At 53.4% G+C, this 14,590-nt stretch carries 13 protein-coding genes; 8 read left to right on the top strand and 5 right to left on the bottom strand.

The annotated features are described in order from the left end of the window. Positions 1 to 53: 53 nt before the first annotated feature. The 3 genes from G512_RS0112085 (at position 54) to G512_RS20965 (ending at position 3,836) form a co-directional block, all read left to right on the top strand. Complete coding sequence (locus G512_RS0112085) at positions 54 to 2,510, top strand: heavy metal translocating P-type ATPase (RefSeq protein ID WP_081657469.1); 2,457 nt, start codon at positions 54 to 56, stop codon at positions 2,508 to 2,510. 62 nt (positions 2,511 to 2,572) lie between these two features. Then, positions 2,573 to 2,959: a Cu(I)-responsive transcriptional regulator gene (gene cueR / locus G512_RS0112090; protein WP_028481948.1), complete on the top strand. Its 387-nt coding sequence runs from the start codon at positions 2,573 to 2,575 to the stop codon at positions 2,957 to 2,959. A 166-nt stretch (positions 2,960 to 3,125) separates the two neighbouring features. Then, positions 3,126 to 3,836 carry a hypothetical protein gene (locus tag G512_RS20965; protein WP_051269288.1) on the top strand — a complete coding sequence of 237 codons (711 nt, stop codon included), beginning with the start codon at positions 3,126 to 3,128 and terminating at the stop codon, positions 3,834 to 3,836. 9 nt (positions 3,837 to 3,845) lie between these two features. Here G512_RS20965 and G512_RS0112100 read toward each other — a convergent pair whose 3' ends face one another. The 3 genes from G512_RS0112100 to G512_RS0112110 form a co-directional block, all read right to left on the bottom strand. Then, positions 3,846 to 5,105 (bottom strand): Hsp70 family protein, encoded by a 1,260-nt coding sequence (locus G512_RS0112100; protein WP_028481949.1) that lies wholly within the window; start codon positions 5,103 to 5,105, stop codon positions 3,846 to 3,848. A gap of 168 nt (positions 5,106 to 5,273) precedes the next feature. Further along, positions 5,274 to 6,455, bottom strand: a complete 1,182-nt coding sequence (locus G512_RS22160) for a glycoside hydrolase family 108 protein (RefSeq protein WP_081657470.1) — start codon at positions 6,453 to 6,455, stop codon at positions 5,274 to 5,276. Between the two features lie 71 nt (positions 6,456 to 6,526). Then, on the bottom strand, positions 6,527 to 7,180 hold the full coding sequence (locus G512_RS0112110; RefSeq protein WP_028481950.1) for a TetR/AcrR family transcriptional regulator: 654 nt from the start codon (positions 7,178 to 7,180) through the stop codon (positions 6,527 to 6,529). A gap of 244 nt (positions 7,181 to 7,424) precedes the next feature. On the opposite strand from G512_RS0112110, the gene G512_RS0112115 reads away from it, so the two are divergent. Genes G512_RS0112115 through G512_RS0112130 form a run of 4 tightly spaced genes read left to right on the top strand, consistent with a single transcriptional unit; the run spans position 7,425 to position 11,441 of the window. After that, the gene (locus tag G512_RS0112115; RefSeq protein WP_028481951.1) at positions 7,425 to 8,213 is read left to right on the top strand and encodes a 3-ketoacyl-ACP reductase; all 789 of its coding nucleotides are present in this window, start codon (positions 7,425 to 7,427) and stop codon (positions 8,211 to 8,213) included. A gap of 26 nt (positions 8,214 to 8,239) precedes the next feature. Beyond that, a complete protein-coding gene (locus G512_RS0112120; RefSeq protein ID WP_028481952.1) occupies positions 8,240 to 9,091 on the top strand; it encodes a sugar phosphate isomerase/epimerase family protein in 852 nt (283 codons plus the stop codon). Between the two features lie 14 nt (positions 9,092 to 9,105). Beyond that, positions 9,106 to 9,885: an enoyl-CoA hydratase/isomerase family protein gene (locus G512_RS0112125; RefSeq protein WP_051269290.1), complete on the top strand. Its 780-nt coding sequence runs from the start codon at positions 9,106 to 9,108 to the stop codon at positions 9,883 to 9,885. Positions 9,886 to 9,911: 26 nt separating this feature from the next. Beyond that, on the top strand, positions 9,912 to 11,441 hold the full coding sequence (locus G512_RS0112130) for an acyl CoA:acetate/3-ketoacid CoA transferase (RefSeq protein WP_028481954.1): 1,530 nt from the start codon (positions 9,912 to 9,914) through the stop codon (positions 11,439 to 11,441). A gap of 68 nt (positions 11,442 to 11,509) precedes the next feature. On the opposite strand, the gene G512_RS0112135 is transcribed toward G512_RS0112130, so the two are convergent. Then, positions 11,510 to 12,973, bottom strand: a complete 1,464-nt coding sequence (locus tag G512_RS0112135; RefSeq protein ID WP_081657471.1) for a Na+/H+ antiporter family protein — start codon at positions 12,971 to 12,973, stop codon at positions 11,510 to 11,512. A gap of 246 nt (positions 12,974 to 13,219) precedes the next feature. Then, positions 13,220 to 13,567 (bottom strand): RidA family protein, encoded by a 348-nt coding sequence (locus G512_RS0112140; protein WP_028481956.1) that lies wholly within the window; start codon positions 13,565 to 13,567, stop codon positions 13,220 to 13,222. A 238-nt stretch (positions 13,568 to 13,805) separates the two neighbouring features. Between G512_RS0112140 and G512_RS0112145 the strand changes: the two genes are divergently transcribed. Continuing rightward, positions 13,806 to 14,585: a glycosyltransferase family 2 protein gene (locus G512_RS0112145; RefSeq protein ID WP_028481957.1), complete on the top strand. Its 780-nt coding sequence runs from the start codon at positions 13,806 to 13,808 to the stop codon at positions 14,583 to 14,585. Positions 14,586 to 14,590 lie beyond the last annotated feature (5 nt).

The following is a 14,590-nucleotide window of genomic DNA, read 5'->3' on the forward strand; positions in this document are numbered from 1 at the left end:
TCCAGTGACTGGAAGGATTAGGCTCGCCTTCAACTACGCAAATGAGGTGTGCCATGAATAAAAAACCTGAGACGACACCCGCTGTTGATCAGCCGCATGAAGCTTGTTGTCACGGATCCAGCGATACCAGCCAGAAGAATCCCGCCGCTGAGGCGAAGACAACGAGCAGCAACTGCTGTGGATCGGACCATGGGGCGCCCGAGAGCACTGACCATGACGACACGGCAGTTGATCCGGTCTGCGGCATGACCGTGAATGTGAACGCGGGCAAACCAAGTCTTACGTACAAAGGTGAAACCTATCACTTCTGTAATCCCAAGTGCCATGATCGCTTTGAGGCAGATCCGTACTTTTATCTCTCTGGCAATAAGGCCAAACTAGCCGAGAAGCAGGACACCAATTCCCTTTATACCTGCCCGATGGATCCCGAAATCGTTCAGGAAGGGCCGGGAACTTGTCCCATTTGTGGCATGGCGCTTGAGCCAATGGACGGTGTGTCTGATGAACCAAACCATGAGCTGATCGATTTTACTCGGCGCTTTTGGGTCAGTGTAGGAGCTGCCATTCCGTTGTTGGTTTTAACGATGGGGCCCATGATTGGGTTGCCAGTTCGGGATTGGCTGGGCGAAACGGTGGCTATCTATCTTGAGCTGTTCTTGGCGGCCCCTGTGGTTTTATGGGCGGCGCTTCCGTTCTTTCAACGTGGCTGGACATCCATAAAGACGCGCCATTTCAACATGTGGACCCTGATCATGTTGGGGGTAGGGTCGGCCTTTACTTATAGCGTCGTCGCCACGTTGTTTCCTGGCCTGTTTCCCCAATCACTACAGATGGCCAGTGGGCACGTCCCGGTTTATTATGAGGCGGCTGTGGTGATCATCGCACTGGTGTTTCTGGGTCAGGTTCTGGAGCTACGTGCTCGTGAACGCACGGGTGATGCCATACGGGCGCTGATGGATTTGGCGCCCAAGACTGCCCGTCGTGTACTGCCAGATGGTGATGAGTACGATGCACCTTTGGAGAACATAGTCGAGGGTGACAGGCTGCGTGTGCGTCCCGGCGAAGCGATCCCCACCGATGCTGTGGTGATTGAAGGAACGACATCGGTTGATGAGAGCATGATAACTGGCGAACCGGTGCCTCAGGAAAAAGGTGCTGGAGATCATGTTACCGGCGGTACCTTGAACAAGTCCGGTAGCTTGATTGTTGAAGCAGAGGCTGTCGGAAACGATAGCGTTTTGGCGCAAATCGTTGGGATGGTTGCAAATGCGCAGCGGTCCCGTGCTCCGATCCAGGGGTTGGCGGATCGCGTTGCATCGTGGTTTGTGCCAGCGGTTGTGCTGGTTGCGATTATCGCCTTTTTCACCTGGTTGTTTGTCGGCCCCAGTCCCGCGTTGGCCTATTCAATCGTTGCGGCCGTTTCGGTTCTTATAATTGCCTGTCCGTGCGCACTGGGGTTGGCAACACCAATGTCGATTATGACTGCCACCGGGCGTGGGGCACAAGCCGGTGTATTGATCAAGGATGCCGAGGCGCTGGAGCGCATGGCGAGAGTGGATACGTTGGTTCTTGACAAGACCGGCACGATAACCGAAGGCAAGCCCAAGCTTACGGATGTTGTTCCATTGGATTTCAGGGAAAAGGCAGACGTACTTCGGTTGGCGGCCGCATTGGAGCGGGCATCTGAGCATCCATTGGCCGAGGCCATTGTAGCCGGTGCGCGCGAACGAAACCTTGATGTTGCACAAGTTGATGGCTTCCAGGCGATCACGGGTAAGGGGGTTGCGGGCCGTGTTTCCGAAAATGACGTCCTGCTCGGGAACGCTGCACTCATGGAAGCTTATGGTGTTGATGCGGCTGATGCACTTGAAAAAGCGGAGGATCTGCAACAGGACGGTAAAACCGTGATGCTGCTGGCTGTTGACCAAAAGGTGGCCGGCCTCGTGGCTGTCGCTGATCCCATCAAGGAATCCAGTGTTGAAGCTATCAAGAGCCTGCATGCCGCAGGTTTGAAAATCATCATGGCAACGGGCGATAATGAACGTACGGCGCGCGCGGTTGCCCGCACTTTGGGTCTTGATGATGTGCGCGCAGGTGTACTTCCGGCAGACAAGAAAGCCCTTGTCGATGAGCTGCATGCCCGAGGGCACAAGGTGGCCATGGCAGGGGATGGAATAAATGATGCTCCCGCCCTTGCTGCCGCGGAAGTTGGCATTGCCATGGGGTCTGGTGCGGATGTGGCTGTCGAAAGCGCGGGAATCACTCTGTTGCGTGGGGATTTGTCTGGCGTCGCTCAAGCGCGTACCTTGGCATTGGCAACACTGAGGAATATCAAACAAAACCTGTTTTTCGCCTTTGTTTACAACTCCGCAGGTGTCCCAATCGCTGCTGGTATTCTGTATCCGGTCACGGGTGCATTGTTGTCACCAATGATCGCGGCAGCGGCCATGAGCCTATCCTCCGTTTCGGTTATTTCAAATGCATTGCGGTTACGGCAATTAAAGCTGTAAACTGAAGGTAAGGCTCGCAAGTTTGCGAGCCTTCCAAAGATTCCCGTAGGAGGCGTAGCAACATGAATATCGGAGAGGCATCGCGCCGTTCTGATTTGGCGGCCAAAACAATTCGCTACTACGAGGACATCAATCTGATCAGCCCGGTGCGTGCAGAAAACGGGTATCGTGATTACTCGGAGCGAGATATCCAGCGTCTGCAGTTTTTGCAGCGGGCGCGCAGTCTTGGTTTCTCAATTGATGAGTGCCGATCTCTTTTATCGCTTTATGATGATGACGAGCGTGATAGCGCCTCCGTCAAATCCATGACGTTAGAGAAGATTTGCGAAGTGGACGAGAAAATCAGGTCGCTTCAGGGATTGCGTGCGACATTGTCGGAGCTTGCTGATACGTGCCACGGTGATGGGCGACCGGAATGTCCCATCATTGATCAGTTGGCTCGCCCGTAAGTTTTTGGGTGGAACGGCCCGAATCTTTGGAAACTCGCAGATTTTGGGGGACCACAGCCCACACCTGAACTGGTAGCTCTACTATATCTGTTTGCCTCGGTAAGGCAGCTGTGGGTGGAGGAGCAGGGCAATCGGGATCCCAAGACGGAGCCGCTATCCGATAGGTATGGAGATCTGTCGTCTGATCAGATCGGCGGTCCTTGCTTCTTGCCTGTTTTTCGCCGCTCCAAGCAATGTTCTATCCGCGGACAAGCAGACAGATGCATCGGATCAGGATGGCAGTCAAACCGAGGGGGCTTTGCCGCCGTCAGACTTTGGTCTGCGCTGGTATGGTGTGTTTACACCCTGTGCGGGGCGCTGTGCCATATCGGTATACAATGGATCCTATGTCAAGGACGGCATGTATCAGATCTTTACAGAAGGGCATCCACCCCACACTTGGGACTACGATGACGATTATATCGTCGCAGGAGCTGCCTCCAAACGTATCTTGTCGCTTTGGGACATGTTCCATATCGAGCCGGAAATAGGTATTGCCCGCCGCTATGGGCAACAGCACGTTACAGAGGTTTGGGCGGCCGCGTATTTGCGGTTCGATGGCTTTCCTTGGAACAAGTATCTGTATACCTCCATCGCTGTCTCCACGGGTGTCAATTATGCTGACAAGATTACGGAGCGCGAAGAAGCGCGAGGGGGAGAGGCGGGGGGCGACAGGCTGTTACATTTTCTCGCGCCTGAAATCACCTTTGCATTACCTGACTATCAAAACATCCAGTTGATGTTCCGATTTCATCACCGGTCAGGCGCTTACGGCTTCATCAGCGATACGGATGGGGGCGCGCATTATGGCTCTGTGGGTCTGCGTGTCTGGTTCTAGCCTAGACATTCAGTTTCCGAATTTGCGATGAGCATCCAGAGCCAGACCTGTACCCACTGCACCAAAAACATCACCCTCAATGACACGCGCGTTCGGAAACTTTTTTCGAAACAAGGATTGCAACAACGGCACCCGTGTTGTGCCACCGGTCAGAAACACACAATCCACTTGGTGTTTGGCAATCTGGGCCATGGAGAGAGCAACATCTATTTGCGCCGTCAAGCGATCTGCCGCCTTTACAATAGCGGCGTTCAGTTCCTGACATGTGACCGTCAACTCCAGAGCGCTATCTGTCAACGGTAGTTGAAACTGAACGCAATTTTGTTCGGAAAGGTCGATCTTCGCTTGCTCACACTGTCCTGCCAATGCATGCCCTTTTCGGTGAGTGACAATATCCATGAGGCGATTGATGCGGTCAGGCATTGCTGCTTCTCGGCGGACTTCCGTTAGTTCACGCAGGGTTTTGGCGTCATACAAGCGGTTGATGCTATGCCAGGTTGCAAGCTCGAAAAAGTACTTGGACGGAAGCACGCGGGACTTGTCTTTCGTCAAGGTTTTGTAGCCCAACTCCGGCATCACCTTGGCCATCGAAAGCAACTGGTCAAAATCCGTTCCGCCTATGTGAACGCCAGTGGTTGAGAGAATGTCGTCAAAACGTTCAGAGGCGCTCGCGCGCTCCGGAGACACCCGCACGATGGAAAAGTCTGAAGTACCGCCCCCAATATCGACCACCAGCACAACCTCCTCTCGGGCGACGTGCTGTTCATAAGCCAATGCTGCGGCAATTGGTTCATACTGGAAGGAGACGTCGGCGAACCCCTGTGCTCGCGCCATTTCCTCAAGTGTGTTCTGCGCTTGACGGTCGGCTTTTGGATCATCATCGACGAAGAAGACCGGCCGCCCCATAACTACGCTCGAAACATCACCCCCTGCATGGTTTGAGAGTTTGCGTTTCAAATGCCCCAGAAATATGCCGATTATTTCCTTGAACGGAACAGACCTATGAAGAATGGGAGTGCGTTCCTCAATCAATGCGGAGCCCAATACGCTTTTCAGTGAGCGCATGAAACGTCCCTCAAAGCCATCCATATAGTCGGCTCTGGCCTGACGTCCGAATACGGTTTCCTCTTCCTCAAAGTTGAAGAAAATAGCGGTCGGGATGTCCAAAGCGTTGCCTTCAAGAGGCACCAGCTTCGGCCCATTTCCTGCGTGGATACCAACGGTGGAATTGGACGTGCCGAAGTCAATTCCGGCGCAAGAAATCGTCATGGAGCCTCGCAGGGTCATGGAAGGGTGGCAGAGAGGGGTAAGCGTGCCTACACAATTGTGACCATCTGGTCCAGAGGCGCTTCTGATATTTGACTATTACAAAGGGCAAAGAGAGCAAAGGGGTCCGGGAGCCTCTGAGAACCCCGGACCTTTTGCGCGCTACGTACTTCAGCGGATCATGTTGATTGCAGCACGACGTGTAAGCTCTGTGCGACGTTTCCATCCATTCCCGAAGCTCTGGAAATGAGGAAGTTGCTCATAGTACCGAAGCCGTGCAGTGCTGTAGCGATCAATGAGTGTCGGTATCGGTTGCTCCTCAACAGCTGCGATGGTTTCGGGTCCGATGACACCATCAACTTGCGTCCCAAGCAAACGTTGAAGCATTTTGGGGGCGCGTGAGGGGCCTGCATTCACACCAAAGTCAAACACAACAAGATCCATTCCTGCTGGAAGCGCATCGCAGTTCATTGCTTGCCAATAGCGGGCGCGGTAGATGCTTCGTGCTTCTTTGGCGGTGAGGTCTCTTACGTCCTGCGCTGTTATACTGGCATCGTCTCGCCAAGCGCGCAGGGTCTCCAGCGTAATGCCGAAGTTGGTTGCTCCGCCCGGATCGTCTGGGTGATTTGCAAAGCCGCCCTCGTGTTCAAATACGATATCCATACAGGCATCGAATCTCGAAGGATTCAAATCCATGGTGTTTGTACCTTGTGGTCCCGTCGGCAGGGGAGGCGATGGATTCATTGGGGTTGGCTGTGGGGCGCCGGGGTAAGCGGCCAGACTGGCATCTTTTGCTCGAGAACCTTGGGAGGATCCAAGCCAAAAACTAATGACAGTTGCGAAGCCGGCGGTCAATGCACCGATAGCAATGTTCAAGAGTTGAAAGGCTTCACGATTGCTGGCCTCCATGGGAGTGCGCCATAAAACGAGAAGCCCTGAAAGAATGCCAAAAAAACCGAGTGTTACAATAAGAGAAACCACAACGGGGCCCCATGCGAAAGGACTGTTCAGAGCTGCCAGAGACGAAAATGCAGTTCGCGCCTCCCGCTGATCCTTCAAGTGCCGATCAAGCTTGGACAAGGCAGCTTGTTGGCTTTCTTTCGCGTGGTTGACTTGTGCCGTGAGGCGCTCTCGTTCCAGATCTGTTTGCAGCGTTGCCAAGGCCAGCTTCAAACGTGCTTCTAGTGCCATGTCTGCCTGAAGTGCCTGACGGATGGACTGTGGCTCCGCACTACCGGATACGCTTTCGACCACCCTGGCGATTTTCTTACTGGTGGTTGTATCCGTGGTGTCATCTAAAAGCGAAATTAGGTCGGGTAGTGTCGATAGCCCTATGGAGACCAATGGATGCATGACGCGCCTTTCTGACCTGAGAACAAGGATCAGTTCAGTCTATGGGCGACGAGCAGGAGCGGGGATAGCCCTTAGTGTTGCCGAACGACCCAACACCGGATCGTATCCTTCATCACCCGTAGCCGCTCTGCCAACTCATCCGGGCTCATAAGATCTCGCTGATAGACGGTCGATAGAGTGTGTTGGTTGATGAGATAGAAAAAGCCGAGCGCCGCTATTGAAATGTTGAGTTGCACCGGATCAATATCGTCTCGCAATGTGCCGTCCGTGGCCCCCCGTTTCAGTATCTCTCTCATTCGATCCAAGTGTGTTCGGTTGATGTCGTTCGTCTCTGCCGATGATTTGACGTGACGCCCTTTTTGCTGGTTCTCCGCGTTGAGCAAGCGGATGAACTCAGGGTGTTTCAGGTAGTAATCCCAAGAGAACTCAACCAGTGCCATAACAGCCTCTGGTGCTGGCAGGTGATCGAGCTCCAGGGCCGCTTCATTCTGGCGGATGTCCCGGTACGCGTCATCCAAAACCTTGGAGAATAGCGAATCCTTACTGCCGAAATAGTGGTAGAGCATATTTTTGTTTACGCCTGCTCGGTCGGCAATGCGGTCGACCCGCGCTCCTTCAAACCCGGCTTGGGCAAATTCTTCTTTCGCAGCGGAGAGAATTTTGCGGCGTGTCGCCGCAGCATTGCGGCGGGGCTTTTTTTCTTCGTTCTGGGGCTCTTGGGTCATGGATCTGGGTCGAAACGTCTCTTTTTTGTCGTGTCCGTTTAAGATGTTAGCGTCTGGTCATGGTTTTGCGTAGGCGCCATGGGGGACCGCTTCCATATGCACCTCTATCGATCCCGACAGCTCCTCTGAAAAGCTGGGGCATCCTGAGTGAACACCCTTTGAACGGCTATTCGTAAAATTCCTGCTTGAACTAACTAACCAGATAGTTAATTAATTGGCAATAGAGATTAGTGGAGTATCACCGATGACTGTTTCCGATCGTCCCGTCGCTCTAATTACAGGTGCCGCCCGTGGCATAGGCAAGGGGTGCGCGTTAGCTCTTGCAAAAACGGGCTATAATGTCCTGCTCAATGATCTGGACGGAGCAGAAGATGTCGCGCTTCTTGAGAAGGCCGCCGAAGAGGTGCGCGCCTTTGGTGTTGAGGCCCATATTTTCCCGGCTGATGTGGGCGACTTGGACAAACATTGTTCGCTTGTTGCCGCTGCCATTGACACGTGGGGCCGGTTGGACGTGCTCATGAACAACGCGGGTGTTTCAGTGAAAAGCCGCGGTGACCTCCTTGATGTGGAAGTGGACAGCTACGATCGCAATTTGGCCGTCAATACTCGCGCGGTCTTCTTCCTGACCCAACGTGCCGCAAAATACATGGTTACGCAGGGCCAGATTGGTGACCAACATCGCGCAATCATCAACGTTACCTCTTGCAACGTTGTCGCGTTTGCCTTGAACCGCGGTGAGTATTGTGTGTCAAAGGCTGCGTCCAGTATGACAACCAAGCTGTTCTCTCTGCGTCTGGCCGAAGAGGGCATTGGTGTTTACGAGATTCAGCCCGGCATCATCGAAACCGAGATGACACGGCCGTCTAAAGCCAAATATGACAAGCTTATTTCAGAAGGCCTGGTGCCGATGAAACGGTGGGGACAACCGGACGACATTGCGCGCTATGTCGTCAGCATGGCGGAAGGTCAAATGCCTTATTCCGTAGGACAAGCGGTTCTGATTGATGGTGGTTTGACAATGCCGGCGTTCTGACGCAGGCCGCTTTGGAGGTGAGGGGCATGCGTACCCTTAAGAAAAATAGTGCTCTTTTGAGCCTGAACACCGCTACTTTGGGTCACCGTAGTCCCCTTGAAAAGGTTGTAGACGCTGCAGCACGTAAGGGCTTCGGCAGCATTGTTCCATGGCGTCGGGATCTGGAGGGGCGTAGTGTCGAAATGCTAGCGCGCCATATTCGCGATGCCGGATTGAACGTCAATGCGTTGTGTCGGTCCACCTACTTCCCACAGCCGACGCCGGAACTGCGCAAAGACGCTCTGGAAGACAACAAGAGAGCTTTGGAAACAGCAGCAATACTGGGCGCCGATTGCTATGTTCTCGTGGTTGGGAGTTTGACAGGGGGCAGCAAGGATTTGGCAGGCGCGCGTCAACAGGTCAAGGATGGGGTGAGTGAGCTTCTGGATACAGCTGAGAAGCTGGGCGTGCCCTTGGCGCTTGAGCCGTTGCATCCGATGACTGCGGGCGACCGCTCTTGCCTGAATACGCTTGGACAAGCATTGAATTGGTGCGATGAGCTTGATCCTGACAATCGTGGATGCCTCGGTGTTGCCGTTGATGTCTATCACCTCTGGTGGGATGAAGGTTTGGAGCGGGATATTGCTCGAGCCGGTATGAATAACCGCATCTTGGGCTATCATGTTTCGGACTGGCTTGTTCCAACCCTCGATCTGGTCACAGACCGCGGCATGATGGGAGATGGCGTAATCGATCTGCCCGGCATTCGGCGCTGGGTAGAGCAGGCGGGATATCAAGGATCTGTCGAAGTCGAAATTTTCTCAAGTGAAAACTGGTGGCAACGGGACGAAGAGCAGGTACTTGAAACCTGCATAGACCGTATAACCCGGTTGTGCTGACCGGGAGGTGATACATGAAACTGAGTGACCAAACCCTTTGGGTGCGCCATGAAGCGCATGGCGAAATAATCTTGAACCGGCCGGATAAAGGCAACGCGTTAACCTACGAAATGTTGGAGGATATCTGGCAGATTTGTGAGGTGGCACGTAAAGACCGGGACCTACGGGCTATTGTTCTGCGTGGGGCAGGGGAACGTTTTTTCTGCACGGGTGGAGATATTGAGGCGTGGGGCAGCCTAACTCCGCATGATATGGGACGGGACTGGATTCTGTTCGGTATTGAGGTTTTTGAACGACTGCGGAAACTGCCCCAACCAATCATTGCTGCAATTAATGGCCACTGTCTTGGTGGTGGTCTCGAGCTGGCAATGGCTGCAGATTTGCGTGTGTGTACTGCCCGAGCCAAGTTTGGAACGCCGGAAGTGACACTTGGCATGATCCCAGGTTGGATGGGGGTGCGCCGCTTAGCCGAAATCGCCGGTGTTTCCCGTGCCAGACATTTGACGTTGCTGGGTGCGCCCATCACCTCGGATATTGCTGAGCATTGGGGATTGGTGACTGCTGTTGCTGAAGATCAGGCGGCGTTGGATGTCAAGGTTGCCGAATGGCTGGATCGACTGGCGGGCAACGGCCCATCGGCAATGGCTATCGTCAAGGGCTTGCTTGAATCCATGCATGAAGACATGGCTCAGCACCATGCCAGCGCTGTCGCTCAGGCTGCAGGCACAGAAGATTGCAAGGAAGGCGTTCAGGCCTTCATTGAAAAACGCAAACCTACCTACAACAACCGCTAGGGCGGTCTCATTCGGGATCTTGATAGATGGCAAAAACAAAATTCTTGAGCGCAAAAGACGCAGCCGCCCTGATCAAAGACGGCGATACTGTAGCGATTTCCGGTAATGGCGCCGGGATGATTTCTGCGGAAGAAATTTTCGAGGCCGTTGAGGCTCGGTTCCTTGAGACGGGCCACCCCCGCGACCTGACTTTGGTGCACTCACTGGGTTTGGGGGATCGGGATCAGCTCGGAACCAATCGTTTTGCCCATGAAGGCATGGTGAAGCGGATCATTGCAGCGCATTTTACGTGGTCACCGAAGATGCAGCAGTTGGTGCGTGAAGAAAAACTGGAAGCCTATTGCTTCCCGGGGGGTGTTATTCAGCATCTTCTGCGCGAGATAGGGGCTGGCAGACCGGGCTTGTTCACTCACTCTGGCGTTGGCACTTTCGTGGATCCGCGTCAACAAGGTGGCAAATGCAACACACGCACGACCGAGGATCTGGTTGAACACCTGACAATCGATGGAAAGGATATTCTACGCTACAAACCGTTCAAGGTGGATGTTGCGATTGTACGGGGCACTTTCGCCGATACCAAAGGTAATATCAGTCCGGAAGAGGAGGGTATCGACATGGATGTTCATTCCATGGCGCTTGCTGCTCACAACTCGGGTGGACTGGTTTTGGCGCAGGTTCGTCAAGTGGTCGAGTCAGGGGCTTTGCATTCGCGCCATGTGCGCATTCCAGGCATCATGGTGGATGTGGTTGTTACAGCGTCTGAGCAACCACAGTTTTATGGACGGCCCTATGACCTTACCGTGTCTGGTGCAAAGCGTGCCTATCTTGGCGAGATGACGGCGGATATACCCGCTAAACTCGAACGGCGAATTATCGCCCGCCGGGCTGCGTTGGAACTGGAAGAAAATGCTTCGTTGAACTTCGGTTTTGGTATTCCGGGCGGAATCTTCGGTGTGGTTGCTGAACAGGGCACAGGCGAGAAGCTTTGGATGAGTCTGGAGCAGGGCATTCACAATGGTCGCATGCTGGACGATGCCTTGTTTGGTGCGGCCTGCAATACGGATGCGATCATCCCGTCGATAGAGCAGTTCGACTACTACTCTGGCGGCGGCATTGACGTCACTTTTTTGGGAATGGGAGAGGCGGATGCCGCGGGCAACGTCAACGTTTCTCACTTGGGTGGCAACTTGATTGGACCCGGTGGCTTCATCGAAATTGCTCAGAATGCGAAAAAGGTCGTGTTTTGCGGCACCTTTGATGCAGCCGGCGCCAAGTTGGCGTTTGAAGCCGGCCAGTTGAGTGTTTTGCAACCGGGCAAGGTGCGCAAGTTCACACAGCAAGTTGCGGCCATCACATTTTCTGGCGCGTTTGCTCGCCAGTCCGGGCAGGAGGTGCTGTACATTACCGAACGGGCCGTTTTCCGGCTGGCAGATTCCGGTTTGGAGATCATTGAACTTGCTCCGGGTATTGAACCAGAGCGCGACATTTATCCATACATGGATTTCAAGCCAGCTTTGAACGTTCAACGTACCATGCCTGAGGAATGCTTCCTCTGATGTGTTTAATCCAGGATGAAGACGGGCGGTGTCCGTCTTCATCCCGTTTTGGCAAAGCGGCACGTTCCCTACAAGATCATGGCCGCGATCCATGCCATGGCCACCATGCCGAAATTGGCATGAATGAAGGTCGGAATTACTGAATCTCGAATGTGATCGTGCTGCCCGTCCGCATTCAGTCCCGATGTTGCACCAAGCGAGATTGTTGAGGCAGGGGATCCTGCATCTCCCAGTGCGGCCGATGCACCGAGTAGAGCGACGGTTGCCAAGGGTGAGAACCCGAGAGTGAGGGCAAGGGGAACATATATCGGTGCCAGAATTGGGACGCTGGCAAAGCTATCTCCGAAACCAATCGTGATGAACAAACCAACCAACAGCATAAGCAAAGCGGCGATTGCCTTGTTGCCACCCATGAGCTCGGCAGAAGCTTGAATGAGAGGTTCGATTTCTCCCGTTGCCGTCAGCACGCCAGCAAACCCGGAGGCGATGGTAATAATCACGGCGATCTGCACCATCATCCGCATGCCTTCTGTAAAGACATCATCCTGCTCAGACCATTTGAACACGCCCGAAGCACTGAGGATGAGAAACCCGACCATGCCTCCAATGAGCAAGGAGTCATAGAACAACTGACAAGCCAAGGCGGCCGCCAGAGCAGCTACGGTTGCGAGCAATTGAGCGGGTTTGAGCGTTGCAGCATTTGAGGGGTCGAGGTGGTGCGCTGCCTCTGAGGTTGTAATGTAATCTCGTGGCTTGCGATAGGATATGAACACGGCAACCAGCATACCCAGCACAATGCCAAGAACAGGCAGTGCCATGGCCTTTGGGGCATCACTGTTTCCTATGACGAGGTCGTAGGCTTGCCCCACTTCATTGACATTGGGTACAAGAATTTCATTCAGATAAATGGCCCCAAAGCCAGTGGGAAGCAAAAGGTAGCTGCAACTGATGGAACAGGCCAGAATGCAGGCTACGGCGCGCCGATCGACGCGCATCTTGTTTAACACCACGAGAAGCGGTGGGATCATCACTGGAATAAACGCAATGTGAACCGGGACCGCATTTTGTGACAAGATTGATGCCCCGATGAAGATGCCAAACAGCATCCACTTCACGCCGGCCAGATGGTGGCTTTCTCTGCCACCGACGGTACCAGCCACCCACTGCGCAAAAACGTCCAGAATGCCGCTTCTTGACAATGCAACTGCAAAGGCGCCGATCATGATGTAAGTCATGCCGACTTGTGAGCCCACCAAGAGATTGTCGTTCAAGGCAGAAATGGTCTCGGGCATGGAGAGGCCCGCATGCAGACCGCCTGCAATTGCTGCGGATATCAAGGCAATCGCCACCGGAACCTTGATGAGGCAAAGAACGATCATGACGCCGATTGTGAGCAAGACGGCATTGATATGAATGCCGGCAAGTAGAGAAAGGGCATAAAGGATGGCCAGAAGACCGAGTACTGGATAGACGCGAGTACTTTTGTACCCCGCTCCGCTAGAAGCGCTGGATGAAGAAGATGACACCGACATGACCGCAAAACTACAGATTGGATGAGTGAAACAGATCTGTTGCTCTATCCCGTATGCGGCCGCAAGGCAATTAGAGACCTCTGTTAAATTATTGTGGTCTTCTCATGCATTGTTCGGTCAGTTTCAGGTTTGGGTGAGTATATTTGGGTCGTCACGTGGGGCATCACAGGTGCGCCCTCGTGATTCAAAAAAGGGCGGACAGCAATCACTGCCCGCCGTATTGTCGCTGGTTCAAGTGAACTCGTCTCAGCACGCTGCCGTGATGATGATTTCGACCTTCAGTTCGGGGGAGGCGAGCTTGGCTTCACCACAGGCGCGTGCCGGCGCATGTCCTTCTGGAACCCATGCGTCCCATACACTGTTCATGGCATCAAAATCGGCCATGTCAGCAAGCCATACGATGGCCTGAAGAATTCGCGTACGGTCGGTGCCAGCCTGTTCCAGCAGAGCATCAATGCGGCGCAAGCATTCCTTGGTCTGCTCTTCAATGCTATCGCCGCGGTTTCCAACCTGACCACAAAGATAAACCGTTCCGTTGTGCTTCACGATCTTGCTCATGCGCTGCTTGATTTCCATGCGCTCGATATCAGCCATCCAAGTCTCCCAGAGTTTGAGCTGTCAGAACGGTCTGTATAGCTAAATTTGCGAGATTCAAAACAGTGTTTCTTCAGATATCCCGTGAGTTATCGCTGATGAACGAAATATGGTTTTGTTAGGTCCTTGTATCAGTTGCATTTGTTTTCAACGGTTCTTCACATGGCTCATCACGAGTGCTCTTGAAGCGATGTTGGGTTCAATGTACGCAAAGATTAAACCAAGGCATGAAGACGCGATGTGCACACAGCAGAAAATTCCGGTTTCAGTATTTATCATCGCCAAGGATGAGGAAGATCGCATCTGCGATGCGATCGACAGCGTCAAAGAGTGGGTCGAAGAAGTCATTGTGATCGACTCCGGATCTTCGGACCAGACGGTTAAAGTCGCTGAGGAGGCCGGTGCGCAGGTCGTATTCAATGAGTGGCCTGGCTACGGACTACAAAAGAGGTTTGGCGAAGACTGCTGCAAGAATAAGTGGTTGTTGAACATTGATGCCGACGAGCGCATCTCAGCGACCTTGGCCAACGAAATTCAAGATGTTTTTCGTCGTGGGCCAGACGCCGATATCTACAAGGTGCATATCGTGGATGTCTTCCCACACGAGAAAACAGCCAAAGCTTGGGCCTACGGGTATTGGCAGTATCGCTTGTACAATCGCGAGCATGGACGTTTTTCTGACTCAAGCGTTCATGACACTGTACGACCCGAAAAATCTGCCACTATCAGAAAGCTCAAGGGGAAAGTTGACCATAGGTCACAACGATCGATTGCCTTCACTGTAGATAAGCTGAACCGGTACTCCGACATGCAGGTTGAAGACATGCAACGGCGTGGTCGCAGCATGTCGCGTATACGTCTTTTGACCGAGTTTCCAATTGCATTCTTGAAGAGCTATTTCATCCGCCGAGCCTTCCTTTACGGCTGGTGGGGGTTGGTGATCGCCCATAACTACGCTTACTCGCGGTTCGTGCGCGTCGCGAAGTATTACGAAACAGGAATAGTATCTCGGGACTAGAAAAC

This window comes from Pseudovibrio exalbescens DSM 16456, assembly GCF_000422785.1.
Taxonomy (GTDB): domain Bacteria; phylum Pseudomonadota; class Alphaproteobacteria; order Rhizobiales; family Stappiaceae; genus Pseudovibrio; species Pseudovibrio exalbescens.

What these genes read in the sequence shown, in the direction of transcription:
- G512_RS0112085 (WP_081657469.1), top strand. Translation starts at nt 54, where the DNA reads ATGAATAAAAAACCTGAGACGACACCCGCTGTTGATCAGCCGCATGAA.
- cueR (WP_028481948.1), top strand. Translation starts at nt 2,573, where the DNA reads ATGAATATCGGAGAGGCATCGCGCCGTTCTGATTTGGCGGCCAAAACA.
- G512_RS20965 (WP_051269288.1), top strand. Translation starts at nt 3,126, where the DNA reads ATGGAGATCTGTCGTCTGATCAGATCGGCGGTCCTTGCTTCTTGCCTG.
- G512_RS0112100 (WP_028481949.1), bottom strand. Translation starts at nt 5,105, where the DNA reads ATGACGATTTCTTGCGCCGGAATTGACTTCGGCACGTCCAATTCCACC.
- G512_RS22160 (WP_081657470.1), bottom strand. Translation starts at nt 6,455, where the DNA reads ATGCATCCATTGGTCTCCATAGGGCTATCGACACTACCCGACCTAATT.
- G512_RS0112110 (WP_028481950.1), bottom strand. Translation starts at nt 7,180, where the DNA reads ATGACCCAAGAGCCCCAGAACGAAGAAAAAAAGCCCCGCCGCAATGCT.
- G512_RS0112115 (WP_028481951.1), top strand. Translation starts at nt 7,425, where the DNA reads ATGACTGTTTCCGATCGTCCCGTCGCTCTAATTACAGGTGCCGCCCGT.
- G512_RS0112120 (WP_028481952.1), top strand. Translation starts at nt 8,240, where the DNA reads ATGCGTACCCTTAAGAAAAATAGTGCTCTTTTGAGCCTGAACACCGCT.
- G512_RS0112125 (WP_051269290.1), top strand. Translation starts at nt 9,106, where the DNA reads ATGAAACTGAGTGACCAAACCCTTTGGGTGCGCCATGAAGCGCATGGC.
- G512_RS0112130 (WP_028481954.1), top strand. Translation starts at nt 9,912, where the DNA reads ATGGCAAAAACAAAATTCTTGAGCGCAAAAGACGCAGCCGCCCTGATC.
- G512_RS0112135 (WP_081657471.1), bottom strand. Translation starts at nt 12,973, where the DNA reads ATGTCGGTGTCATCTTCTTCATCCAGCGCTTCTAGCGGAGCGGGGTAC.
- G512_RS0112140 (WP_028481956.1), bottom strand. Translation starts at nt 13,567, where the DNA reads ATGGCTGATATCGAGCGCATGGAAATCAAGCAGCGCATGAGCAAGATC.
- G512_RS0112145 (WP_028481957.1), top strand. Translation starts at nt 13,806, where the DNA reads ATGTGCACACAGCAGAAAATTCCGGTTTCAGTATTTATCATCGCCAAG.